This window comes from Flavobacterium sp. J372 (assembly GCF_024699965.1).
Taxonomy (GTDB): domain Bacteria; phylum Bacteroidota; class Bacteroidia; order Flavobacteriales; family Flavobacteriaceae; genus Flavobacterium.
Genome location: NZ_JAJOMZ010000004.1, coordinates 2,197,608 through 2,220,460 on the forward strand (window position 1 = coordinate 2,197,608; position 22,853 = coordinate 2,220,460).

A 22,853-nucleotide genomic window follows, 5' to 3' on the forward strand; every position below is an offset into this window, starting at 1 on the left:
GAATTTCTCCAAAATCGTTTAAGAACCTTGTGCTTTTAAACTCCCGGAGTCATGATGTATTATGTAATTCCCTCCCGCCGCTATTCGGCTATAGGCCACTTTGCCCTTTTTTACCTGTCGGTGTCATTCCTGCTCCGGCTCGCCTTCATGGTTTGGCAATATGATGAAGTTGACTGGCATCCCGTTGATTTTCTTCGGACGATCATTAGCGGTACATTTTTCGACCTTGGGGCACTGGCATACCTGGTTGCGCCCTGCATCCTGTACATTACCGTATGGCCTTCAAGATGGATCGGCACCTTAGCGGATAAAGCGATCATTTGGTTCTTCACGTCGCTGGGCGTAGTGATCCTGGCATTCACTTTTTTCGCAGAGGTAACCTTTTGGGAAGAGTTCAGGTCACGCTTCAATTTTGTTGCGGTCGACTACCTCATTTATACGCATGAAGTGATTGCCAATATCAATGAATCCTATCCCCTGCCGCTGCTCATAGGCGGTGTGCTTGCGGTAAGCCTTCTGGTGCTATGGCTTTTCTTTAAAGGGAAGGTATTCAAAAATACATTTGCAGGAAAGCCGGGGATTGGCGAACGGGTACTGTTTCTTATGATTACAGCCGCCTTCATCGGCTTTTACAGCCTCGCAATCCGGAACTTCCATGCCGAATGGTCGCCGAACCGCTATAACTCCGAAATCTCAAAGAATGGGATTTACAGCTTTTTCGCCGCCTTCCGTAACAACCAGATGAAATACCCTGAATTCTACACGGCTATTCCCGACACGGAAGCTTTTGCCCTTGTACGGGAAAAACTCGGGGCATCAGGTACGAAGTTTAATGCCGTGGGGCTTTCCATCAGGCGCGATGTGGAAAATACTGCCGGGCCGGAGAAAAAATATAATGTGGTGTTCGTATTAGTGGAAAGCCTTAGCGCCTCCTTCATGTCTGAATTCGGCAACACCGAAAACATCACCCCGTTCCTGGACAGCCTGGCACAACAGAGCACCTTTTTTGAGAACATGTATGCTACAGGCAACAGGACAGTGCGCGGAATGGAAGCGGTAACGCTGTGCATACCACCCACACCAGGCCAAAGCATCGTGAAAAGGCCGGAAAACCAGGGGCTGTACACAATCAATTCCGTCTTTGAGGCGAAAGGTTATACGACTTCATTCCTTTATGGCGGGGATGGGTATTTTGATAACATGAATGCCTATTTCGGTGGCAACGGGTTCGATATCTACGACCGTGGGCGTGGCAGTATATTGAGCGACAAGATCAGGGCAACGCGGACGCTTATCCGTGACAATGAAGTCCGCTTTGAGAATGCCTGGGGAATTTGCGATGAGGATATCTATTCGAAGATGCTGTCGGTTGCCGATGAGAACTACCGGGCGGGAAAACCGTTTTTTAATTTTGTGATGACCACATCTAATCACCGCCCTTACACCTATCCCGCAGACAGGATAGACATTCCTTCAGGTACCGGGCGCAAGGGGGCTGTAAAATATACCGACTATGCCCTAAAAAAAATGCTGCAGGCAGCGCGCAGCAAGCCATGGTTCAGCAATACGGTGTTTGTAATTGTTGCCGACCATTGCGCGAGCAGCGCCGGACGTAATGAAATTGATGTGGCAAATTACCGTATCCCAGCATTCATATTCAATATACCGCAAGCCGCTACGCAAAAGGTAGGCAAGCAGTGCTCACAAATTGACCTCTTCCCTACCCTTTTTGGGATGATGGACTGGAACTATACCTCAAACTTTTTTGGAAAGGATGTTTTTGGGCCGGATTTCGAAGAGAGGGCATTGATTGCAACCTACCGGAAACTGGCATTGCTGAAAAAAGACCGGGTCATGATACTGTCTGACCAGAAAAAGCAAAACTTTTACCGTTGGGACAGCAAAAGCAATAACCTAAGCTTGTTGCCAACCGACAAATCTTTCCTGGATGAAACCATAGCATGGTACCAAACCGCTGACTACCTGTTCAACCATAAACTCCTGAAATAATGGCCTTAATACACTTTATCATAAATCCCGTTGCAGGCGGGGGAAACAGCCTCGAAAAACTTGTAGAGGCTATCAATACAGCCTTCAACAGGGAAACCTATACAGCGCAGCTCCACTTTAGCGAATATCAGGGTCATGCTAAGGAAATCGCTGAATTATTAGTAAAGAAAAGCCCCTCATTTATCGTAGCCTGCGGCGGGGATGGCACTATCAACGAAATAGCATCCGTAATAGTGGGATCGGATATCAAGCTGGGTATTGTGCCGATTGGTTCGGGAAACGGGCTGGCCGCTAATCTCAGGCTTCCAAAGAACATTTCGATAGCATTGCAGCTTATCAAACAGGGAAATACTAAGAAGATCGATGCAGGCCTTATTAACGGGAAATACTTCTTCAGCAATACAGGCGTGAGCTTTGATGCGGAAGTGATAAAAATTTACGAACAGCAAAAGGCCAAAGGCTTTGCGGGTTACCTAAAGGCCTGCTTTTTTGCGACACTTTCCTTTAAGCCGGTTAATGCGCACATAACCTTCGGTAAACATACTGTCGAAGGGCCGCAGTTCCTGCTGTTCGTATCCAATTCGAACCAGTTGGGTTATGGTAAATCCCTAACTCCTAATGCCCTTCCCGACGATGGCCTTCTTGACATTGCCACGGTTGAAAAGATTGGATTTTGGGAAAAAATACGCCTCGGCTACCTGTTGCTCAGGGGAAAAACGCTAAATTTCGAAAAAATTAAAATTGAACGGACACCGCAAGCGGCGATAGAGCTTCCTGAAAAAATATTTACAACAGCTCAGATTGACGGCGAATTCATTTATTTTAAAACCAACAAATTTACAATAACCGTACAGCCTGCCTGCCTTACGGTAATAGTACCCTGATAAAGTAACCAAATATCCATAATATGAAACGAATCATTATCATTTTTGCGTTAGCGATCGCTACCACCGGATTTGTTGCCTGCAATGGCAAAGAAGAAAAGAAAGACGCTACTGAACATGCGGGACATGACCATAGCGAAGGCGACGGGCATGACCACGCTAAGGGAGACAGCCACGACCACGAGTTGGCGTACCAATGCCCTATGGACTGCGAAAAAGGGAAAACTTATGATGCCAAAGGAAAATGCCCTGTATGTGAGATGGAACTGAAAGAAGTACACACGGACAGCCATGAGGGGCATGACCATGAAGGCGAGGACCATGGCGACCACAAGCACTAATCTACTTATCCTATAGAATTATGCAGATAGATATCGCTTCCGAACTTATCATACTCATCAAACTGGTCGTATCCTTCCTTCTCGGAGCCTTCATTGGCCTGGACAGGGAACGCCATGGCAGGGACGCGGGCATCCGTACCTATGGGGCGGTATGTGTCGGGGCTACATTATTTACTGCCGTGACAATGCATTTGGCGGATGACCCTACGGCAGCATCGAGGGTCATCGCCAATATCATAACGGGCATAGGTTTCCTCGGGGCCGGCATCATTTACAGGAATGGGGCTTCCGGAACATCGCAGGGGCTTACCACAGCGGCAACGGTATGGTGCACTTCAGCCGTAGGGGTGGCGGTAGCGCTGAATATGTTCATTATTGCCGGGGCAAGCGCAACTTTCCTCTACTTCCTTTTATCACTCCACCACCAAAAATGGTACATGCGATGGAAAGAAAAGCTAAAACAAAAGGAATACGAAGACCACGATTAATTCTTTTTACACTGATAAGCTTCCCGGCCTTTTACATACTACACATACTAACCATGCCAGGGATGCCAAAAGAACCACTCTCAGATTCCCGGAAAATATCCAGATCATTTATGTGCCATAAATGCCAATTCGATATTGCCAATTAAGTCAGGAAGTGCCAATGTTGAATAATACTAAGACGAATGGGCTCGCTTAACTAAAAACAGAGCATATCGGAAGGACGACCATCCCTAATTTTATCCCTACATTCACAGCGCGTGCGGTGCAGCCCGAAACTTTCGTGGGTGTCGACTTCAAAAAATTTCATCCGGTTATCTTCAACCTTATAGAATAAAAGACACATTGCTTTAGCATTAAGAATCTTGATGCCAACATCGTATTGGTCTTACCGAAGCTCCATATTTTATAAAAATTTGTTTTGTTGAAATATATTTTTAGTTTTGTCTAAAAATAAAACAGCACAAAACAATGAAGTATATTTCGTCTTATTTAAAAAAAGATCTTTCCAGAAGCTCGGTATTGTATGTATTGGATTATTATCATTTTCCTGTTCAAATTTTGAAACAGAGGCTCCCGATGACGACCATATCCTCGATGGGCCGTTGGAAGGGCTTACACATGAGCAAAACAGGCGTTTCCTTGCCGGTGATGTGGCTTTTAACGATGAGATATTTTTCTCGCAAACCGGCCTTGGCCCAACATTCGTGGCCAACAGTTGCGTAGCGTGCCACGCAGGAGATGGCAGGGGTACGCCATCAACTACACTGACCCGCTTTGGACAGGTCGATGAAACAGGGAACCAATTCCTGCATTTGGGAGGTCCCCAGCTTCAAAATCGTTCGCTACCGGGCTACATGCCTGAACAGATTCCTTTTGGGGCGACGTTCTCTAAGTTCACCCCCCCGGCGAATACCGGTCTGGGTTTTATTGAGCTGGTATCTGATACCGATATCCTGGCTATAGCTGATCCGGATGACCTCGATGGCGATGGCATATCAGGCGTACCCAACTGGAACCATGTCCCCGGCTATGTAAACATCCCGCAAGGGGCAGCGGAACAGAATGGCAAGTACATTTGCCGCTTTGGAAAGAAGGGTGCTGCATTTGACCTTTTACAGCAAACAGCCACCGCCTACAACCAGGATATCGGGGTAACCTCCACTTTTGAGCCCCTCGATCCTTATTCGGGGCTGACAGGCGACCCGGAGGTTAGCGATGCGACTATCCGTAACGTGGTGTTTTACCTCCAAACCCTCAAGGCACCGATACCCCGCAACCAAAATGACCCGAAGGTTTTGCAGGGGAAGGCTTTATTCAGCCAGATACAGTGCGCTGCCTGCCACAAGCCACAATTGCAGACGGGGTATTCCCCTGTACAGGCTCTATCCTATAAGGCGTTTTACCCGTATACCGACCTCCTGCTCCACGATATGGGGCCGGGACTCGACGATGGTTACACCGAAGGTTCCGCTAAAACATACGAATGGCGGACACCCCCGCTATGGGGGCTGGGATTGTCGCCCAATTCACAAGGCGGGAATTTCTTCCTGATGCACGATGGCAGGGCCAGGGTCCATTGAAGAAGCTATACAGCTGCATGGCGGTGAGGCTGCCGGAAGCCGCAGCCGTTACAACCAGCTTACCCAGGATGAGAAACAAGCCCTGATCAAATTTTTAAATTCCCTTTAACCATGGACAGAAAACAATTCCTTAAAACCTGTGGGCTGGCATGCTTCGGCGGACTCGCAGCTATGGCAGTACCTGCCGGTTGTGCTCCCGCCAAAACAGTGAATAGTGCTATTGACGGCGATAACCTGGTAATCCCGGTATCCGATTTTGGCGATGAGGCCACAGGATACCGAAAATACATAGTAGTTAGTAATGAACTGCTCCGTTTCCCAATTTGCGTATTTAGGCACAGCAATGATGAATATGCCGCCCTTTGGATGGAGTGCAGCCACATGGGTGCAGAATTGCAGGTCTTTGGAGATACGCTGCAATGCCCTGCCCATGGCAGTGAGTTCAGCAATATCGGTGCGGTGCGAAATGGCCCAGCTGACCGGGCGCTAAGAAAATTCCCTACGGCTGTTGAAAACGGTTTCATCAAAATATCCCTGAAAAAGCAATGAAGAAAATAACTACTATACTCTCGCTTCTGTTCACTACTACCCTGCTGGCTCAAATCGACCCTGTGCTTCTTCGCCGCATACCCAAGGATACCGTCAAGAATGCCCTGAATATGGATGCAGTGTATGACCGTCCTTTCCTTGGCATCGGTAAATTACCGGTTTCTGTCGGAGGCTACGCAGAAGTAAACTGGCAGCGCCTGAGTACTGATGGGGTCTCGGAAGGGCACCAATTCGAATTCAGGAGGATGACTTTGTTCGTTTCATCAACGATATCCACACGTATCAAGTTCCTCAGTGAACTGGAATTTGAAGAAGGTGGCAAAGAAATCGCAATAGAATTTGCGGCCATTGATATGGAACTTATACCACTCGCCAACCTAAGGGCGGGTATAATACTTAACCCGATAGGCTCTTTCAACCAGAACCACGACGGCCCAAAATGGGAATTCACCGACAGGCCTATCTCTTCCACCGAGATGCTGCCTTCAACATGGAGCAATGCGGGATTCGGGATTTACGGCAAGGAATACTCTAAGGATTGGATGTACGGATACGAACTTTACCTTTCGGGCAGCTTTGACGACCGCATCATTGATAACAATTTAGGAAGGACATCGCTCCCTGCGTCAAAACTTAATCCTGAACGGTTTGAAGCCATCAACAGCGGGATTCCTTTATTTACCGGAAAGGTTTCAGTCAGGAATTCCAAATATGGTGAGCTTGGGGTATCCTACATGGGCGGTGTATTTAATAAATTTGAGGAAGATGGGCTCGCCTTGGACAAAAAGCGCAGGGTTGATGTCTACGCCCTTGATTACAATAACACCCTGCCATGGATTGATACGTTCATTACCGCTGAATGGGCATGGGTGTGGGTGGATGTTCCCGAGACGTTCGGCCAACAATACGGCAGCAGGCAAATGGGTGGCTTTGCTGATATTGTCCAGCCCATTATCAGGCGTAAGATTCTTGATTGGGAAAACGCATCTGTAAACCTGGCCTGCAGGTTTGAATATGTGGACTATAATGTTGGGAAATTTAATGAGACTGGCCACAATATCGGTGACCAGATATGGAGCATCATGCCGGCAATAAGCTTCCGTCCCTCAGCGCGGACAGTGCTCCGCCTGAATTACAGGATACTTGAGGCAACAGACCTAATTGGCAATCCACCCAGCCTGACAAAAGGTTTCAGCTTTGGATTGAGTACGTATTTTTAATGCTTAGGCAGAATGGTAGCCATTTGAAAGTCAAGTCCATCATATTATATTATAGTAGGCACATTAATTTTTTAAACTTTAAAATTTTATCACTAAATTTGCAAAAGAAGCGGCGTTCTTTAATAGTCAAATAGTTAGCTCTAGCTACCACTTTATAAATCTGTGGCAAAATCGTGGCAATCACTTTTTACGATTTTGCTTTTTGCAGCACTGATGCGGGTTTCAGCCGAAAGGTTCAAATCCTGCTCTCCCCACGAAAAGGGTTAAATACGGAAAATCAAGCTTTTCCAAATTTTACAAAAACCCACAAAAAAATGTATAAAACCTGCAAAATCAATGATTTGCAGGTTTTTTTATTTCCCTGCACTTCACCAGAATTTATAAAACGGCACAAAAGTTCTGTGGCAAAATCCCGGCAAAATACAGCGCAGAAAAATTTTGCCACAAGATGGTAATTTTAGGTTGTTGCTTTTTTTAAAAGTATTTCCATACATTAGCTGTAGTATACGGTATTTTATATGAATTTCATTAAAATTTAGGAAAGTGTACAATACAGGATTAGCAGATTTTTTGAGCAGCCGTATAGAGGTTAATGATACAGAAATTCAGGATTTCCTGAAAATGTTTGTATCCAGATCTGTGAGAAAGAAACAATTAATTGTACAACCCGGCTTTACCGCATCTAAGAGATTTTATATTGTAGACGGGGCACTACGCTCATTTGTAATCAATGAATCTGGGCAGGAAATTACCATTGCTCTTGCTGTCAAAGACTGGTGGATTACAGATTATAACTCCTATATTTATCAACAACCAGCCACTTTATTTGTTGAAGCACTCTCCCATTCTGTGATTATGGAACTCTCCTTTGATGACGAAAAATATTTAAAGCAACTCAACCCTAAATATGAGTCCTTTTTCCGGATCATAGCAGAAAGGGGCTTAGCGGCACAACAGAGGCGTATGATAGCCCTTCATACTCAAACTGCTGTGCAGCGTTATGAAAATTTTGCCAGGCAGTATCCGCAGTTTATACAAGAGATTCCACAATATATTATTGCTTCTTTTTTAGGCATGTCTACAGAGTTTTTGTCAAAAATCAGGAATAATAAACTCTGAATGTTGAACTACTTCAACCTTATTTTTTAAAATACTTCATTTTCCCTGTCAGCATCCAAGGTGAACTTTGTACTGTAATCAAAATACAATGCAAAATGAAAGCACTTTTCAGCCCGTTAAGCCTGCGGGGCTTAACTTTAAAAAACAGGATTGTACTGTCGCCAATGCAGCAGTACAGTGCACAAAACGGAAAGCCCGGCCAATGGCATCTGGTTCATCTCGGTAGCCGCGCTGTAGGGGGATCGGGATTGATTTTAACCGAATGCACCGCTGTGTCTCCGGAGGGTATGTGTACCTTATCAGATGTTGGAATCTGGAACCAGGAACAGGTACAAGCATGGAAAGAAATTACAGACTTTGTACATGCGCAAAATTGTAAAATAGGTATCCAGCTATGGCATGCAGGAGGTAAAGCCAGTACAAGCCATCCTGAGCAGGGCTTTAAACCATTAAAAGCTAAAGACGGAGGATGGAGTCCTAAAAGCTCTTCAGCAACTTCAATTAATGAACACCAACCACAGGAAATGACTTTGGAAGAAATTGAAAAAGTAATAAATGATTTTCAGCAAGCTGCAAAAAATGCTTTAGACGCCGGATTTGACGTTATTGAGCTTCATGCTGCCCACGGTTATCTGCTGCACCAGTTTTATTCGGCTTTAATCAATAAAAGAAAAGACATGTATGGCGGCGGTTTTGAAAACAGGATCCGGTTGTTGCGGGAGGTAGTAACCTCAGTACGTGAAGTAATACCTGATACTATGCCATTATTTGTACGGCTCTCAGCAGTTGATTACAGCAATAGTATAGATGCGTGGACTATAGAAGAAAGTGTAAGGCTAAGTGAAATCCTGAAGGAATTGGGTGTAGATTTTATAACAGCTTCCGGAGGCGGCTTTGTACAGGTTGATCAAAACATTGTGAAGCCTGGATACCAACTGCCACTGGCAACATCTATTCGTAACCAGGTAAATATTCCTGTAGGGGCCGTGGGAATGATTGTGGATGCGTTTCAGTCTAATGAGATCATCGAGAACAAACAGGCAGATCTCGTGGTAATAGCCCGTGAGCATTTACGTGATCCTTATTTCGGCATTCATGCAGCTATTGAACTTGAGGAGCCTGCAGATGTACCATGGCAATACAAAAGGGCATTTTAAAATTAAAAATTATCTAATAATGGAAAAAATAATATGGATTATTCTTGCCTTCCTGGCAGGAGCGTTTCTGCCGTTTCAGGCAGGGATGAATAGTAAATTAGCGAAAACCGGAGGTAGTCCTGTGCATGCCTCAATGATCTCTTTTGCTATTGGGGTAATAGCTTTGGTCATGTATATCGTTTTAACGTCTCAAAATGTATCGTGGAAAGGTTTAAAAGATGCTCCTGCATATGCCTGGCTTGGAGGAGTTTTAGGTGCATTTTATGTCACGGTAATAGTGCTGGCTTTTCCTAGAATTGGTCCGGGAATGACTTTCGGACTTGTAGTAGCAGGCCAGCTGATTATCTCTGTGCTCATGGAGAACTTTAATATTATGGGTGCTCAGGAACACAGTATCAGCTTTGGCAGAATTATTGGTATGGCCCTGATTGTAGGCGGCGTTATTATAATGAAAAAATATTAAGTCTTAAATCTCGTGAAGCAAACTAATTATAATCATTAGGTTTATATAAAAAGCCCCTCATTTATCACGAGGGGCTTTGTTATAAGAACTTATACTATAATATTATACGTTAAAACGGAAGTGCATAACATCACCGTCTTTTACAATATATTCTTTACCTTCAACGCGTAGTTTCCCGGCTTCTTTTACTTTTGCTTCAGAACCGAATGCTACATAGTCATCGTACGCTATTACTTCCGCACGGATAAAGCCCTTTTCAAAATCGGTATGGATAACTCCTGCTGCCTGCGGCGCTGTATCACCTACCTGTATTGTCCAGGCCCTTACCTCTTTTACCCCGGCTGTGAAGTAAGTTTGCAGTTTTAAAAGTTTATAAGCAGCCCTGATTAAAGCTGAAGCTCCGGGCTCTTTAAGGCCAAGGTCTTCTAGAAACATCTGGCGCTCTTCGTAAGTTTCCAGTTCAGTAATATCGGCCTCTGTACCAACAGCCAATACAATAACCTCTGCATCTTCTTCTTTCACAAGTTCACGAACCTGCTCTACATATTTATTACCGGTAGCGGCAGAGCCTTCATCAACATTACAAACATAAAGCACAGGCTTTGTAGTAATCAGCTGGAAGCTTTCCATCAGGTCGGTTTCATCCTGGTTCTTTGGCTGTACTACCCTGGCAGATTTACCCTGAAGCAGCACTGCTTTTATATTTTCAAGCAAAGCATCTTCAACAACTGCTTCTTTAATACCGGCTTTTGCAGTGCGCTTTACTTTTTCAAGACGTTTTTCTACAGTTTCAAGGTCTTTTAGCTGAAGCTCAATATCAATAGTTTCTTTATCACGTATCGGGTTTACACTGCCGTCAACGTGCACAATATTGTCATTGTCAAAGCAACGCAGTACATGGATGATGGCATTACACTCACGGATGTTCCCCAGAAACTGGTTACCAAGCCCTTCGCCCTTACTGGCACCCTTTACAAGCCCGGCGATGTCTACAATTTCAACAGTTGCAGGTACCACACGCTCAGGGTTTACCAGCTCTTCAAGCTTTTGCAGCCTGGGGTCGGGTACATTCACCACACCCACGTTTGGCTCAATAGTACAAAACGGAAAGTTGGCGCTTTGTGCCTTAGCGTTTGACAAACAATTAAAAAGTGTTGATTTACCCACGTTTGGTAATCCTACAATACCTGCTTTCATGTAAAGTTGTTATTTTAAGGGTGCAAAGATAATCATTTAGGTTGTTGAATTAATAAGATAATTAGACCTTTCGGCTTTTGACTAATGGCGTGTTGCTTATGGCTAAGCAGACTTTATGACTACTTTATCTTTTCTTTATCAACCATTTTAACAATACGCAGGTACTTTTGTAAGTGTAAACCCATTAAAACGGAAAATCATGAAAAATATAGCTTTAGCATTGGCACTGGCTTTGGGGCTTTCTGTAAATGCACAGGTAAACAGGAATGTTACACAGGAAACTACAACTAAGCGTACCACAGTAAACAATGGTGTACAGGGAGTAAAAAGTACCGAAGTAAACCAAACACGCACAGCGCAGCAAGAACTTGATTTTAAAGATGCTGAATCAAATAAATTAAATAAAGACTTGAGGACCACTCCGGTAGCGGTAACAACCTCTACAACGGTGTCGGGTGATGGTATCCCTACACAGGAAATTGACCGCTCAAGCTACTACACCCTGAATGGCCAACGCTATCAGTTTGTTACAGACAAAACCGGTTACCGTGTGATTTCTGGTGATAACCAGAACTTTGGTACAATGAGGAGAACATCAAATAACAACTATATTTACCGAAGCGGCACTACAACATCAATTGGTTACTTTGATAAAGACGGAAACTTTGTAGTTGAAAGTTATGATGATAAAACCGATGGTGTTACAGTGCAGACATACAGCCGTGTAAGGCCGTAAAAATTCTGAAAGATCACAATATATACTCTATGAAAAAGAAAAAATCCTGAAGTTATGCTTCAGGATTTTTTATTACACTAATGTTAATTACTCATCGCCATGTAAAAACGCCTGGCGATTAAGCAGCGTTTCTTCGCTTTCCACGTGATTTTCGTCAGGCACACAGCAGTCTACCGGGCATACTGCAGCACACTGCGGCTCATCATGGAAACCCTTACATTCAGTACATTTATCAGGTACGATGTAGTATATATCGTCTGATATCGGCGTATGAGGCTCTTCAGCATCAATCTCCTCGCCTGTCGGTAAAACAATCCTTCCGCGAAGTTTGGTTCCGTCTTTGTAGCGCCAGTCATCAGCGCCCTCATATATCGCAGTATTAGGACATTCAGGTTCGCATGCCCCGCAGTTTATACATTCATCTGTTATAACGATAGCCATAGCTTGTCTTAAGTATTTTAGTAGTAAATTTGCACCAAAATTACGCCCAAAACTATTCATACGCAAATACATTAGCATGACTTTAGCAGCACGTAAAGCAGCATTCGCAGAACTTGGCAGGTTTTTATCGCAGTTTCATGAAAATGGAAGTGTGGAAGATGCAATTGTAAAAAATAATTCACCCTTTTTTGAAGACTTTTTACAACTTATACAATTGTCGCAGTCACACAATCGCTGGTTTACGCCTGAACAGGTTTATTTTGCGATTGAATCATGGGCTGAAGCGCTCACTCCTCAAAATCTTGATAAATGGCTATCAGCCTATGATACAGAGAATGTTCATCCTAAAAAAGTAGGCCTTATACTGGCAGGGAATATCCCGCTTGTAGGGTTTCATGATTTTTTGAGTGTATTGATCACAGGCCATAAAGTTTTGGTGAAAACATCATCAAACGACCAGCACCTCTTGCCATTCCTGGCAAAATACCTCATCACAATTGAACCGAAATTTGCTGACTATATTACATTTATTGAAGGAAAGCTTGAAGGCTTTGATGCCGTTATTGCAACAGGCAGCAACAATACCGCCCGCTATTTTGAATACTATTTTAAAGACAAGCCGGCTATCATCCGTAAGAACCGTAACTCGGTAGCAGTGCTCACAGGCGATGAAACCAAAGAAGAGCTTGAAGCGCTGGGCGAAGACATTTTCAGGTATTTTGGCTTAGGCTGCCGTAATGTATCAAAGCTGTTTGTGCCTGAAGGCTATGACTTTACAAAGTTTTTTGAAGCGATGTATAAATACAAAGATGTTATTGCTTATGAGAAATATGCTAATAACTATGATTATAACAAAGCGGTTTTCCTGATGAGTAATTTCAAAATTCTCGACAATGGCTTTTTGACGATTAAGGAAGATACCGGCTATGGATCACCCATATCGAGTGTTTTTTACGAGTACTACAACGATAAAGTTGCTTTAAAAAACAGGCTTGAAGCGGACACTAATCAATTGCAATGTGTTGTAAGTCAACTTAATATACCTAATAAAATAGCTTTTGGCGAAGCTCAGCATCCACGGCTTTGGGACTATGCCGATAATGTGGATACAATTTCATTTTTGCTAAAAATATAGCCGAATTATTGCGGATTTTTTCTGCGATATTTCTCCTGCATTTCAGAAATTTGCATACACAATTTAACGGTTCATTAACAGATGAAAATACATAATTTCAGTGCGGGTCCTTCAATCCTTCCGCAGGAGGTTTTTAAAAAGCTGCAGAAGCTGTAATCGATTTTAACGGCAGTGGTCTCTCACTTCTTGAAATATCGCACCGCAGTAAAGATTTTGTAAAAGTAATGGACGAAGCCCGTGCTCTTGTTCTGGAACTTATGGGGCTTGAGGGTAAAGGCTATCAGGCATTATTTCTGTCTGGCGGTGCGAGCCTTGAATTTGTGCGGGTACCTTACAACCTAATGAAAAAACTGGGCAAAGCGGCCTATCTTGATACTGGTACCTGGGCTGCAGGGGCAATTAAGGAAGCCCGTAATTTTGGCAATACAGAGATTGTAGCATCTTCAAAAGCAGACAATTACACCTATATCCCGAAAGACTATAACATTCCGGCTGATGCAGATTATTTCCATTGTACCAGCAATAATACCATTTTCGGCACGCAGATGTTCAGTTTTCCTGAAACAAATGTGCCAATTGTGTGCGATATGAGTTCTGACATTTTTTCGCGTGAGCTTGATTTTTCTAAGTTCAGCCTGATATACGCAGGTGCTCAGAAAAATATGGGTCGGCCGGTACAACACTTGTCGTGATAAAAGAAGATTTACTTGGTAAAACAGGACGCACTATTCCCGGAATACTTGACTATAAGCAGCATATCGACAAAGAAAGCATGTACAACACACCATCTGTTTTTGCAGTGTATACATCTTATCTCACCCTTCAATGGTTAAAGGCTAATGGCGGTATTTCAGCTATGGAAAAACAGAACAATCTGAAAGCAGAACTGATATACAAAGAAATTGACCGTAATCCGCTATTTGTTGGTACAGCAAAAGCAGAAGACCGCTCAAAAATGAACGTAACCTTTCTACTAAAAGATGAGGCACATACCGAAACGTTTGATAAATTGTGGAAGTCTGCCAATATAAGCGGCCTCAACGGTCACAGAAGTGTTGGCGGATACAGGGCGTCTATCTATAATGCTATGCCATTAGAAAGCGTGCAGGTGCTTGTAGATGTAATGAAAAAGCTGGAAGAAATTGTTTAAAGTTTTAGGTTTGCCAATCTCACACGAGACAATAGCCGAGCACGTGCAGCAAATCTTAATTCATAAATCTTAAATCTTAAATCGAGAATGAAAATATTAGCAAATGACGGTATTTCAAAAAGTGGTATAGCTGCACTTGAAACAGCCGGTTTTGAAGTCATAACAACAAAAGTAGCGCAGGAACAGGTGGCTAATTACATCAACGCCAATAACATCAGCGTGATACTGGTGCGCAGTGCTACAAAAGTCCGCAAAGATATTATAGATGCATGTCCGGGACTGAAAATTATTGGCCGCGGTGGTGTAGGCATGGATAATATTGATGTTGACTATGCCCGCGAAAAAGGCATCCACGTGATAAACACTCCGGCTTCATCATCAGATTCTGTTGCGGAGCTTGTGTTTGCGCATTTATTTACCGGAGTACGTTTTCTATATGATGCTAACAGGAATATGCCGCTTGAAGGCGATACTAATTTTGAAGGCTTAAAGAAGGCTTATGCTAATGGTATTGAGCTTCGTGGCAAAACTCTTGGCATTATTGGTTTTGGTAAAATAGGCCGCTCGGTAGCAAGAATTGCTTTAGGCCTTGGCATGCGTGTTATAGCGAGCGACAAGTTTGTAGGCAATGCCGATATACGGGTTGATTTCTACAATGGCCAGTTCATTAATGTTGAGATAATCACTGAGCCTATTGAAGATATATTTAGGCATGCTGATTTTATAACACTGCATGTACCGGCACAGGACGGCTATGTGATTGGTGAAGCAGAACTTATGGCAATGAAAGACGGTGTGGGCATAATCAATGCATCACGCGGTGGCATTATTAATGAAGTTGCCCTGATTGATGCACTTGAAGGCGGTAAAGTTGCATTTGCAGGGCTTGATGTTTTTGAAGATGAGCCAAAACCGGCAGTGCAGGTGTTGATGCACCCAAAAATTTCTCTTACACCACACATTGGCGCTGCTACGCTTGAAGCGCAGGACAGGATAGGTACAGAACTTGCCGAGCAGATAATAAGCCTGCTAAAAACTGAGAATACTTAATCATGTTTTATTAAATTATTATGAAGCGCCTATTGAGGCGCTTTTTTGTTTGTATATTAGAAATAAAAATACAATATGACGGAAAGTAATAAGCAAATACTGCAACGGGCAAATGAAGCTATTGCACGTGGTGATTATGAAGGTTTCCTGGCAGAATGTACCGAAGATACAAAATGGGAATTTTTAGGAGACCGCACATTGCAGGGTAAAGAAGCGGTAAGGCAATATATGGCAGAAGTTTACAATGAGCCACCGAAATTTAAAGTTAATCAATTAATTGCTGAAGGTAACTATGTAACTGCCATTGGCCAGATAACATTAAAAAATGAAAACGGCCAGATAGTTGACTACGATTATTGTGATGTCTGGCGATTCACGAACGGTAAAATGGCCGAGTTAAAGGCTTTTGTAATTGAAAGAAAATAGATACTGACGTTAAATTACTTAAAATGCGCCCATTGCGGCGCTTTTTGTTTTGTACTTTTATGGTAAATCTATCCGTATGAAATCATATCTTGTAACATTTGCGCTTGCCATAATATTTGTTGTAAGCTGCAACTCAACTTCAAAACTGCCTACAGGGCAAAATGGTGAAGTGGCTGCCAAACGGGGGTGATACTGTACGCATAGCCAATGATGAGCTTGAATACGAAATACTTATTATAGATCCGGGTTTTGACGGATGGCTTGCCCGGGCAAAACCAAGAGGATTTTATGAACAGCATTATCTTGAAAATAAGAACATACGATGGGTGACAGAGTGGAATAACCGCTTCAACCAGAATAACCGTTTTTATGATATGCGTATAGAATACAGCCCAAATATAAATTATGGTTATGAAGTGAATTACATGCTCTACAATTACCTTGTTTACTTTCAACAGAAAACCGGGCAGAGGCTTGGCGGAAATGTCCCAGAATTTTAAGCTAACAATGATAATTGTGCTGAAATACATTATTTTTGAGGCTAATTCTTACATTACATAATGATTTCATATAATCCGAAAGAGTGGTTTTCTTTCATATTCAGGTTTCACCGCGGTGATACATTTAAAAAACTTATACCTGTAATGTTCGGAATTGGACTATATTCAGCAGGCATAGCTTATCTTGAGCTTGAGTACTGGCAGCTATCTGAAACCAGCCATGTAAAAAACATTACAATCATGCATACAATGCTGGGGTTTGTAATATCATTGCTGCTTGTTTTCCGTACAAATACAGCTTATGACCGCTGGTGGGAAGGCCGCAAAATGTGGGGCGCATTGGTAAATAACAGCCGCAATTTTGCATTAAAGCTGGCAGTAATGCTTACTGAAAGCAGTGATAAAGAGATTATGCGCAGGCTTATTCCTGCTTATGCTGAAATACTTGACAAGCATTTGAAAAACGAAGATATAAACCATGAACTTTTCGATGATGCCACACTTTCAAAAGACCATTATAGCCATAAGCCGAATCAGCTCGCTAAGAGTATTATCGGAAAAATCAATGAGTTTTATTTAGCAGGTAAAATAACAGGTGACCAGCTTATCGTACTTAATGCGGAAGTACAATCATTTACCGACATCTGTGGTGCTTGTGAACGAATTAAGAACACGCCCATACCCTACTCTTACAGTGCATTCATCAAGAAATTTATTTTCTTTTATGTGATGACGCTGCCTTTTGGGTATGTTTTCCAGTTAGGGTATTATGTAGTACCGGTAGTGGTCTTTATATTTTATGTGCTGGCAAGCCTGGAATTAATTGCCGAAGAAATTGAAGAACCATTTGGCAATGACCCTAATGACCTGCCAACGGCAAAGATTGCATCCAATATAAAAAAGAATGTAGAGGAACTTCTGTATTAAAGTTATGAAAGACAACAAAAACAACAACCCTGGCACAAGAAGCGCTGACGATAAAGTTGACAACAATGCGCACTATGATGATAAAGGTAAAATAACCCGTGATGATGAGCGTGACCGTAAAAACAGCTCTGATGACTGGAACGCTGAAGACAGCCGCACAGGCAGAAATAAATAGTGGCGTTATTTTTGCTGAGAACTTTATAAAATATCAGCGCTGTAAAGCCGTTACATATTTATGAGGAATTTTTTACTTATTTTCTTTGTTCTTTTTATGGCCCAGGTTGCATCAGCGCAGTTTGACAGCCCTATTAAAGGCACTGCTATACCAAAAGCAAAAAAGAAACCTAAAAAGAAAGACCCTCCCAAGCCTGAAGCGCCGAGAGTATTCTCGATAACTCCGCCTAAAGAAAGCAGTCCTGTTTACCAGATTGGCAGCAATAAAGAGGAGTTCAGTATGATGCAGCAGGATAAATTTGTTAACCGCAGCCGCGAATACCAGGGACCGTGTTACTATAAAACCGCGTGGAGAGTCTAACGAGCCATATAAGGGCAACCAGTTTTTTGGTGAGTTTAAGACAAAATCGCTATATATTAAAGTACTTGCACGTGATTTTGGCGCTGAAGATGGCGACAGGATCAAAGTACTGGTAAATGATGTAACGCAGGTTGAAAATATTACGCTGCTAAATCAGTTTCAGTCAATACAGGTAACATTGCAGCCCGGTTTCAACAAGGTAGATTTTGAGGCGCTTAATCAGGGCTACTCCGGCCCTAACACAGCAGAATTTCAGGTGTATGATGACCAGGGTAAACTACTCTCAGCCAATGAATGGAACCTGGCCACAGGATTTAAAGCTACATTTATATTTGTGAAGGAGTAAAAAATTATCTGAGCACCTAAGTCTCTTTAATAGCCAAGCAACTACGTATCAAATTTACTCAGGTATTAAATCAACTAAAAAAGGAATTACCATAAAAAATGAGAAATTCCATAACATATGGTATAATATTCCGTAGTAAAAATTGAGTCGGACTCTTAAAAAAGTTATTACCAAACCGGTAATAAACTGAGGGACTACCAATGCCGGTAATAGCAACCATGAATTTGACGAAAAAGAAAAATTAAATAAGTGGATTGCACCAAACGTAATAGCTGAGAAATAAACAAGCCATGGAAAGACAGCATTCCATTTTTTTAAGCTAATCAATTTCGGATTAATTCTGTCGTATCTAAGAAAATATCTGAATATAAATTCTTCAACAACAGGCATCACTAAGATCGCACCTATAGCCACTATTGCTTCGGTATAATCTGTGTTACGTTTAAATTCGCTTTCAGTTTCTTCTGCAACTAATACCAAAAGGGGTAAAAACGCTAAAAAAATCACAGCGTTAAAAACGAACAATCTCAGCAAAAAGTATATCTTTTCTTTCGGCGTTAGCTGTATCCTGCTATCGTCTGGCTTTTTTAGAAACTTTACCAGCTCATAAATTACTTTTAACACCATACATTCATAAAATATAACACTCCGAAAACTAAGCTAAAAATCCCCTGCTATTGCAGAGGATTTTTTATTGCTAAGCAGCTTAGAACCTCAGTAGCTAAGCAGCTTCTCTTAATCATTCATCGATATAAGGAACTCCTCATTATTCCTCGTCTTTTTAAAGCGGTCGTTAATGAAGTCCATGGCTTCAACTGGGTTCATATCAGCAAGGTATTTCCTCATGATCCACATACGCTGTATTGTCTTTTCATCAAGAAGAAGGTCATCCCTCCTGGTGCTTGATGATGTAAGGTCAATAGCAGGGAAAATACGCTTGTTGGCAATCTTCCTGTCAAGCTGAAGCTCCATGTTGCCGGTACCTTTAAATTCTTCAAAGATAACCTCATCCATCTTAGAGCCGGTATCGGTAAGCGCAGTAGCAATGATACTAAGCGAGCCACCGTTCTCGATATTACGAGCCGCACCAAAGAAACGCTTAGGTTTTTGTAGCGCATTGGCATCAACACCACCGCTCAATACCTTACCCGATGCCGGCTGAACTGTGTTGTATGCACGTGCAAGACGGGTTATCGAGTCAAGAAGTATCACTACATCATGCCCGCATTCTACAAGGCGCTTGGCTTTTTCAAGCACGATGTTGGCAACCTTTACATGTCGGTCGGCAGGCTCATCAAAAGTTGAAGCAATAACCTCTCCCCTTACGCTGCGCTGCATATCGGTAACCTCTTCCGGCCGTTCATCAATTAGTAAAACGATAAGATATACTTCAGGATGGTTGGCAGCTATTGAATTTGCTATATCTTTTAGTAGCATTGTCTTACCAGTTTTAGGCTGGGCTACAATCATACCGCGCTGGCCCTTACCTATAGGCGAAAACAAGTCAATGATACGTGTTGATACAGAGCTCTGCCTGCCTGCAAGGTTAAATTTCTCTTCAGGGAAAAGCGGCGTAAGGTGTTCAAATGAAACCCTGTCGCGCACTACCTGCGGGTCATGGCCATTTATTTTAAGCACTTTTACAAGCGGGAAATATTTCTCTCCTTCTTTTGGCGGGCGTACCACACCTTTTACAGTATCACCGGTTTTAAGTCCGAAAAGGCGTATCTGTGAAGTTGAAAGATAAATATCATCAGGAGAGGCAAGATAGTTGTAATCACTTGAGCGCAGGAAGCCATAACCGTCTGGCATCATTTCCAGTACGCCTTCGCTTTCTATTATACCGTCAAACTCATAGTCTGGCTCGCGGTAATTTTGTTTTTTAGGTTGATTTTCAGCGTTGCGCTGCGGCTGGTTTTCACGTGCCGGCTGATTTTCCCTTGCAGACTGGCTGTCTTTTGCCTGGTTTGGCTGCCCTTCATTATTTAGCTTATCACGATGCTTATAGCTCGGGTGGTTAGGGTTGTTGGCATTAGCACGCTCAATCATAGCCTGCCTTTCCTCTTCCGTCAGTACACGTTTCTTTGGCCTGTTATCGTTATTATCAGCTTTTTGCTCTTGCCTGTTGTCACGATTTTTTTTGCTCTCAGGCAGTACTTTGTTTTCGTGCGGCTCTTCGTTTTGCGCTTGTTCAGCTACAGGAACAACATTTTCAGCCTCAGCCGGTTTTTTGATGATAATCCTTTCCTTTTTTGGCGTACGCTCTGTATTTTTAATTTCTGCAGGCGCTTCAGGAGCAATCACTTCAGTCGCAGGAGCATCTTTACTTATCCTTGCACGCTTAGGCTTATCGGCAACAACTTTTTCTTCTGCTTTTTCTTTTAGCGGTACAACCTTATCAGGGTTTGCAGCCTGGTGGTCAAGTATCTGGTAAACCAGTTCTTCTTTTTTTAAACCCCTGTACTTACTGATATTGGCTTTCTTGGCAATTTCCTGAAGTTCAGGCAGCTTCATTTCTTTTAATTCAGAAATTTCGAACATGTATAATTAAATGGTTAAATTAAGGGTAATTTCAAAATGTGTGGGGAAGTAATTTTTTTGAAAAGGCAATGCTTCGCAGAATGAAGCACTTATGATTTTGTATGGCAATATTACGAATTAATTTTTACTATCCAATAGCAATTATAAAAAGAAAACATATTTTTGTACAGCAAAACAGCAGGTATGATACAAAGAATACAGAGCGTTTACATGTTTGCGGCACTTATTGCCTCGGGTGTATTGCCTTTTGTATTTCCATTATGGGTAACCAAAAGCGGCATGGAGTACTACTTTATGCTCAACCTTGCGTTTGTAGTTTTGTTCAGCTTCAGCACCACGTTGTGCATCATCAGCATCTTTACTTATAAAAAGAGGCAAAAGCAGTTTGTAATGAACCGGCTGAACATATTGCTTAACTTGATTTTACTAGGCTTATTTATATACCAGTCACTAAATTTATCCGGAGAGACCGATCCTGAAAAGGTGGTTTCAGAGAAGGGTATTGGGATGTTTCTTCCTATCATTTCTATCGTTTTCCTCAGCCTTGCCAACAGGGCTGTAAAAAAGGACGAAGATCTCGTAAAATCTGTTGACAGGCTTAGATAACTCTATTAACTTAGTTTTATTAGTGCGTAAAGAATCCGGAACCTGCCAGTTCCGGATTTTTTTATTTTAACCCCTTTTCCCCAGCTCTATCACTTCAAGGTTTTGCACTTTGCCTTTCTCTACTTCAAATCGCAGCATAGTACGCACCTGGTGAAATCCTGATATGCCTGCCGCGCCGGGATTCATGTGCAGCAGATTCAGCTTCTGGTCAAACTGCACTTTGAGTATATGTGAGTGTCCGCAGATAAACAGCCCCGGCGGGTTTGCTGTAATCTCGCTGCGTATAGCGGGACTGTACTTGCCCGGGTAGCCGCCAATGTGGGTAATCCATACATCAAGACCTTCACAATCAAAACGGTTATGCAACGGGAACTCAAGCCTTGCTTCACCATTATCTATATTCCCGTAAACTGCCCTTAATGGCTTCTCTTTTTTGATGGCATCGGTAACTTTCAGGTCACCGATATCACCTGCATGCCAAACCTCATCAGCCAGCTTTACATATTTTAATATAGTACCATCCATGTAACTGTGGGTATCGCTAAGCAGAAGGATTTTTTTCATTTTCTTGGTTAAAGAGTAGCAAAGTTACATAGTTACAAAGTCATTTACACCACTTTTTTAAAAACTGAAACTTTATTTCTCTGAAGCTTTGCAACTTTAACTTTGCGACTTATTGAGTATCTTTGCAGTGCAACAAACACAGCCTTGAGATACTTCATAGAATTTGCTTATAACGGGAAAAATTACTGCGGATGGCAATACCAGCCTCATAGCCCGTCGGTACAGGAAACACTGAACAAAGCCCTATCTACCCTACTTCGGACGCAGATTGAAGTAGTTGGGGCGGGCCGTACCGATACAGGTGTTCATGCCCGCCAGATGTTTGCACATTTTGATTATGGTGAGGTTATAGACTCTGATTCGCTGACGCAAAAACTGAACTCTTTTTTGCCGAAGGATATCGTCGTGTACCGGTTTATCCCGTTACATGATGATGCCCATGCAAGGTTTGATGCTGTGAGCCGTACATATGAGTACCACATACATACTTTTAAAGATGCTTTTGACCACGAGGGCAGCTGGTATTTCTTTCATAAGCTGGATGTTGATGCCATGAACGAAGCCGCTAAAATACTTTTTGAATATAGTGATTTCCAGTGTTTTTCTAAAACACATACCGATGTAAAAACGTACATTTGCGACATAAAAAAAGCGTACTGGGCACAGAATGGCAGCAAGCTGGTGTTTACAATAACTGCCGACCGTTTCCTGCGGAATATGGTGCGCGCAATTGTAGGGACATTGGTAAACATCGGGCTGGGAAAAACATCTGTTGAAGACCTGAGAAAAATCATCGAAAGCGGAGACCGCAGCAATGCCGGCGCATCGGTCCCTGCACATGGGTTATATCTTACCAAAGTTGAATACCCTTACATTAAAAGCCGTTAG

The 22,853-nt window shown here is 42.6% G+C and carries 28 protein-coding genes and 1 pseudogene; 24 read left to right on the top strand and 5 right to left on the bottom strand.

Annotated features, from left to right (window positions below; all coding sequences use genetic code 11):
- Nucleotides 1–51: 51 nt before the first annotated feature.
- From LRS05_RS10870 to LRS05_RS10925, 12 genes are all read left to right on the top strand, one after another.
- Nucleotides 52–2,010 (top strand): LTA synthase family protein, encoded by a 1,959-nt coding sequence (locus tag LRS05_RS10870; protein WP_257868353.1) that lies wholly within the window; start codon nt 52–54, stop codon nt 2,008–2,010.
- Entirely contained in the window at nt 2,010–2,894 is an 885-nt protein-coding gene (locus LRS05_RS10875; protein WP_257866457.1) for a diacylglycerol kinase family protein, read from the top strand. The genes LRS05_RS10870 and LRS05_RS10875 overlap by 1 nt, the downstream gene beginning before the upstream one ends.
- Nucleotides 2,895–2,917: 23 nt before the next feature.
- Nucleotides 2,918–3,235 carry a heavy metal-binding domain-containing protein gene (locus LRS05_RS10880; protein ID WP_257866456.1) on the top strand — a complete coding sequence of 106 codons (318 nt, stop codon included), beginning with the start codon at nt 2,918–2,920 and terminating at the stop codon, nt 3,233–3,235.
- A 20-nt stretch (nt 3,236–3,255) separates the two neighbouring features.
- Complete coding sequence (locus tag LRS05_RS10885) at nt 3,256–3,723, top strand: MgtC/SapB family protein (protein WP_257866455.1); 468 nt, start codon at nt 3,256–3,258, stop codon at nt 3,721–3,723.
- A gap of 440 nt (nt 3,724–4,163) precedes the next feature.
- Nucleotides 4,164–5,303, top strand: coding sequence for a di-heme oxidoredictase family protein (locus tag LRS05_RS10890; protein ID WP_257868354.1), 1,140 nt, complete (start codon nt 4,164–4,166; stop codon nt 5,301–5,303).
- Nucleotides 5,281–5,412: a di-heme oxidoredictase family protein gene (locus LRS05_RS10895; RefSeq protein ID WP_257866454.1), complete on the top strand. Its 132-nt coding sequence runs from the start codon at nt 5,281–5,283 to the stop codon at nt 5,410–5,412. Before LRS05_RS10890 ends, LRS05_RS10895 begins: the two co-directional genes overlap by 23 nt.
- A 2-nt stretch (nt 5,413–5,414) precedes the next feature.
- A complete protein-coding gene (locus LRS05_RS10900; protein WP_257866453.1) occupies nt 5,415–5,852 on the top strand; it encodes a Rieske (2Fe-2S) protein in 438 nt (145 codons plus the stop codon).
- On the top strand, nt 5,849–7,072 hold the full coding sequence (locus LRS05_RS10905; RefSeq protein WP_257868355.1) for a hypothetical protein: 1,224 nt from the start codon (nt 5,849–5,851) through the stop codon (nt 7,070–7,072). The genes LRS05_RS10900 and LRS05_RS10905 overlap by 4 nt, the downstream gene beginning before the upstream one ends.
- 173 nt (nt 7,073–7,245) lie before the next feature.
- Nucleotides 7,246–7,527 (top strand): hypothetical protein, encoded by a 282-nt coding sequence (locus LRS05_RS10910; protein ID WP_257868356.1) that lies wholly within the window; start codon nt 7,246–7,248, stop codon nt 7,525–7,527.
- Between the two features lie 88 nt (nt 7,528–7,615).
- Nucleotides 7,616–8,191, top strand: a complete 576-nt coding sequence (locus LRS05_RS10915) for a Crp/Fnr family transcriptional regulator (RefSeq protein WP_257868357.1) — start codon at nt 7,616–7,618, stop codon at nt 8,189–8,191.
- Nucleotides 8,192–8,286: 95 nt separating this feature from the next.
- Entirely contained in the window at nt 8,287–9,348 is a 1,062-nt protein-coding gene (locus LRS05_RS10920) for an NADH:flavin oxidoreductase/NADH oxidase (RefSeq protein ID WP_257868358.1), read from the top strand.
- A gap of 19 nt (nt 9,349–9,367) precedes the next feature.
- On the top strand, nt 9,368–9,811 hold the full coding sequence (locus LRS05_RS10925) for a DMT family transporter (RefSeq protein WP_257868359.1): 444 nt from the start codon (nt 9,368–9,370) through the stop codon (nt 9,809–9,811).
- Between the two features lie 102 nt (nt 9,812–9,913).
- On the opposite strand, the gene ychF is transcribed toward LRS05_RS10925, so the two are convergent.
- Nucleotides 9,914–11,008 carry a redox-regulated ATPase YchF gene (ychF, locus tag LRS05_RS10930; RefSeq protein ID WP_257868360.1) on the bottom strand — a complete coding sequence of 365 codons (1,095 nt, stop codon included), beginning with the start codon at nt 11,006–11,008 and terminating at the stop codon, nt 9,914–9,916.
- 199 nt (nt 11,009–11,207) lie between these two features.
- Here ychF and LRS05_RS10935 point away from each other — a divergent pair, with 199 nt between their 5' ends.
- Complete coding sequence (locus LRS05_RS10935) at nt 11,208–11,744, top strand: hypothetical protein (protein WP_257868361.1); 537 nt, start codon at nt 11,208–11,210, stop codon at nt 11,742–11,744.
- Between the two features lie 87 nt (nt 11,745–11,831).
- Here the strand turns inward: LRS05_RS10935 and LRS05_RS10940 are convergent, their stop codons facing one another.
- Nucleotides 11,832–12,185, bottom strand: a complete 354-nt coding sequence (locus tag LRS05_RS10940) for a 4Fe-4S dicluster domain-containing protein (RefSeq protein WP_257868362.1) — start codon at nt 12,183–12,185, stop codon at nt 11,832–11,834.
- 76 nt (nt 12,186–12,261) lie between these two features.
- On the opposite strand from LRS05_RS10940, the gene LRS05_RS10945 reads away from it, so the two are divergent.
- From LRS05_RS10945 to LRS05_RS10985, 9 genes and pseudogenes are all read left to right on the top strand, one after another.
- Nucleotides 12,262–13,320, top strand: coding sequence for an acyl-CoA reductase (locus LRS05_RS10945; protein ID WP_257868363.1), 1,059 nt, complete (start codon nt 12,262–12,264; stop codon nt 13,318–13,320).
- Between the two features lie 81 nt (nt 13,321–13,401).
- Nucleotides 13,402–14,470, top strand: a pseudogene (gene serC / locus LRS05_RS10950) (3-phosphoserine/phosphohydroxythreonine transaminase).
- An 87-nt stretch (nt 14,471–14,557) separates the two neighbouring features.
- Nucleotides 14,558–15,520: a D-2-hydroxyacid dehydrogenase gene (locus LRS05_RS10955; protein ID WP_257868364.1), complete on the top strand. Its 963-nt coding sequence runs from the start codon at nt 14,558–14,560 to the stop codon at nt 15,518–15,520.
- Nucleotides 15,521–15,595: 75 nt separating this feature from the next.
- The gene (locus LRS05_RS10960) at nt 15,596–15,946 is read left to right on the top strand and encodes a nuclear transport factor 2 family protein (protein WP_257868365.1); all 351 of its coding nucleotides are present in this window, start codon (nt 15,596–15,598) and stop codon (nt 15,944–15,946) included.
- A gap of 161 nt (nt 15,947–16,107) precedes the next feature.
- Entirely contained in the window at nt 16,108–16,446 is a 339-nt protein-coding gene (locus tag LRS05_RS10965) for a DUF6146 family protein (RefSeq protein ID WP_257868366.1), read from the top strand.
- A gap of 60 nt (nt 16,447–16,506) precedes the next feature.
- Nucleotides 16,507–17,373, top strand: coding sequence for a bestrophin family protein (locus LRS05_RS10970; protein ID WP_257868367.1), 867 nt, complete (start codon nt 16,507–16,509; stop codon nt 17,371–17,373).
- A 4-nt stretch (nt 17,374–17,377) separates the two neighbouring features.
- On the top strand, nt 17,378–17,548 hold the full coding sequence (locus LRS05_RS10975) for a hypothetical protein (RefSeq protein ID WP_257868368.1): 171 nt from the start codon (nt 17,378–17,380) through the stop codon (nt 17,546–17,548).
- 60 nt (nt 17,549–17,608) lie between these two features.
- Complete coding sequence (locus LRS05_RS10980; protein WP_257868369.1) at nt 17,609–17,908, top strand: hypothetical protein; 300 nt, start codon at nt 17,609–17,611, stop codon at nt 17,906–17,908.
- Nucleotides 17,847–18,254, top strand: a complete 408-nt coding sequence (locus tag LRS05_RS10985) for a hypothetical protein (protein ID WP_257868370.1) — start codon at nt 17,847–17,849, stop codon at nt 18,252–18,254. The genes LRS05_RS10980 and LRS05_RS10985 overlap by 62 nt, the downstream gene beginning before the upstream one ends.
- A 54-nt stretch (nt 18,255–18,308) precedes the next feature.
- On the opposite strand, the gene LRS05_RS10990 is transcribed toward LRS05_RS10985, so the two are convergent.
- Both LRS05_RS10990 and rho read right to left on the bottom strand, forming a co-directional pair.
- On the bottom strand, nt 18,309–18,881 hold the full coding sequence (locus LRS05_RS10990; RefSeq protein ID WP_257868371.1) for a CPBP family intramembrane glutamic endopeptidase: 573 nt from the start codon (nt 18,879–18,881) through the stop codon (nt 18,309–18,311).
- Between the two features lie 108 nt (nt 18,882–18,989).
- On the bottom strand, nt 18,990–20,795 hold the full coding sequence (rho, locus tag LRS05_RS10995; protein WP_257868372.1) for a transcription termination factor Rho: 1,806 nt from the start codon (nt 20,793–20,795) through the stop codon (nt 18,990–18,992).
- A gap of 183 nt (nt 20,796–20,978) precedes the next feature.
- Here rho and LRS05_RS11000 point away from each other — a divergent pair, with 183 nt between their 5' ends.
- A complete protein-coding gene (locus LRS05_RS11000; RefSeq protein WP_257868373.1) occupies nt 20,979–21,401 on the top strand; it encodes a DUF4293 domain-containing protein in 423 nt (140 codons plus the stop codon).
- A gap of 66 nt (nt 21,402–21,467) precedes the next feature.
- On the opposite strand, the gene LRS05_RS11005 is transcribed toward LRS05_RS11000, so the two are convergent.
- A complete protein-coding gene (locus LRS05_RS11005; protein WP_257868374.1) occupies nt 21,468–21,965 on the bottom strand; it encodes a metallophosphoesterase in 498 nt (165 codons plus the stop codon).
- 144 nt (nt 21,966–22,109) lie between these two features.
- Here LRS05_RS11005 and truA point away from each other — a divergent pair, with 144 nt between their 5' ends.
- On the top strand, nt 22,110–22,853 hold the full coding sequence (truA, locus tag LRS05_RS11010; protein ID WP_257868375.1) for a tRNA pseudouridine(38-40) synthase TruA: 744 nt from the start codon (nt 22,110–22,112) through the stop codon (nt 22,851–22,853).

Coding starts and splice junctions, on each gene's coding strand:
- LRS05_RS10870 (WP_257868353.1), top strand. CDS start 52: ATGATGTATTATGTAATTCCCTCCCGCCGCTATTCGGCTATAGGCCAC.
- LRS05_RS10875 (WP_257866457.1), top strand. CDS start 2,010: ATGGCCTTAATACACTTTATCATAAATCCCGTTGCAGGCGGGGGAAAC.
- LRS05_RS10880 (WP_257866456.1), top strand. CDS start 2,918: ATGAAACGAATCATTATCATTTTTGCGTTAGCGATCGCTACCACCGGA.
- LRS05_RS10885 (WP_257866455.1), top strand. CDS start 3,256: ATGCAGATAGATATCGCTTCCGAACTTATCATACTCATCAAACTGGTC.
- LRS05_RS10895 (WP_257866454.1), top strand. CDS start 5,281: ATGGCAGGGCCAGGGTCCATTGAAGAAGCTATACAGCTGCATGGCGGT.
- LRS05_RS10900 (WP_257866453.1), top strand. CDS start 5,415: ATGGACAGAAAACAATTCCTTAAAACCTGTGGGCTGGCATGCTTCGGC.
- LRS05_RS10905 (WP_257868355.1), top strand. CDS start 5,849: ATGAAGAAAATAACTACTATACTCTCGCTTCTGTTCACTACTACCCTG.
- LRS05_RS10920 (WP_257868358.1), top strand. CDS start 8,287: ATGAAAGCACTTTTCAGCCCGTTAAGCCTGCGGGGCTTAACTTTAAAA.
- LRS05_RS10925 (WP_257868359.1), top strand. CDS start 9,368: ATGGAAAAAATAATATGGATTATTCTTGCCTTCCTGGCAGGAGCGTTT.
- ychF (WP_257868360.1), bottom strand. CDS start 11,008: ATGAAAGCAGGTATTGTAGGATTACCAAACGTGGGTAAATCAACACTT.
- LRS05_RS10935 (WP_257868361.1), top strand. CDS start 11,208: ATGAAAAATATAGCTTTAGCATTGGCACTGGCTTTGGGGCTTTCTGTA.
- LRS05_RS10940 (WP_257868362.1), bottom strand. CDS start 12,185: ATGGCTATCGTTATAACAGATGAATGTATAAACTGCGGGGCATGCGAA.
- LRS05_RS10945 (WP_257868363.1), top strand. CDS start 12,262: ATGACTTTAGCAGCACGTAAAGCAGCATTCGCAGAACTTGGCAGGTTT.
- LRS05_RS10955 (WP_257868364.1), top strand. CDS start 14,558: ATGAAAATATTAGCAAATGACGGTATTTCAAAAAGTGGTATAGCTGCA.
- LRS05_RS10960 (WP_257868365.1), top strand. CDS start 15,596: ATGACGGAAAGTAATAAGCAAATACTGCAACGGGCAAATGAAGCTATT.
- LRS05_RS10965 (WP_257868366.1), top strand. CDS start 16,108: ATGGTGAAGTGGCTGCCAAACGGGGGTGATACTGTACGCATAGCCAAT.
- LRS05_RS10970 (WP_257868367.1), top strand. CDS start 16,507: ATGATTTCATATAATCCGAAAGAGTGGTTTTCTTTCATATTCAGGTTT.
- LRS05_RS10975 (WP_257868368.1), top strand. CDS start 17,378: ATGAAAGACAACAAAAACAACAACCCTGGCACAAGAAGCGCTGACGAT.
- LRS05_RS10980 (WP_257868369.1), top strand. CDS start 17,609: ATGAGGAATTTTTTACTTATTTTCTTTGTTCTTTTTATGGCCCAGGTT.
- LRS05_RS10990 (WP_257868371.1), bottom strand. CDS start 18,881: ATGGTGTTAAAAGTAATTTATGAGCTGGTAAAGTTTCTAAAAAAGCCA.
- rho (WP_257868372.1), bottom strand. CDS start 20,795: ATGTTCGAAATTTCTGAATTAAAAGAAATGAAGCTGCCTGAACTTCAG.
- LRS05_RS11000 (WP_257868373.1), top strand. CDS start 20,979: ATGATACAAAGAATACAGAGCGTTTACATGTTTGCGGCACTTATTGCC.
- LRS05_RS11005 (WP_257868374.1), bottom strand. CDS start 21,965: ATGAAAAAAATCCTTCTGCTTAGCGATACCCACAGTTACATGGATGGT.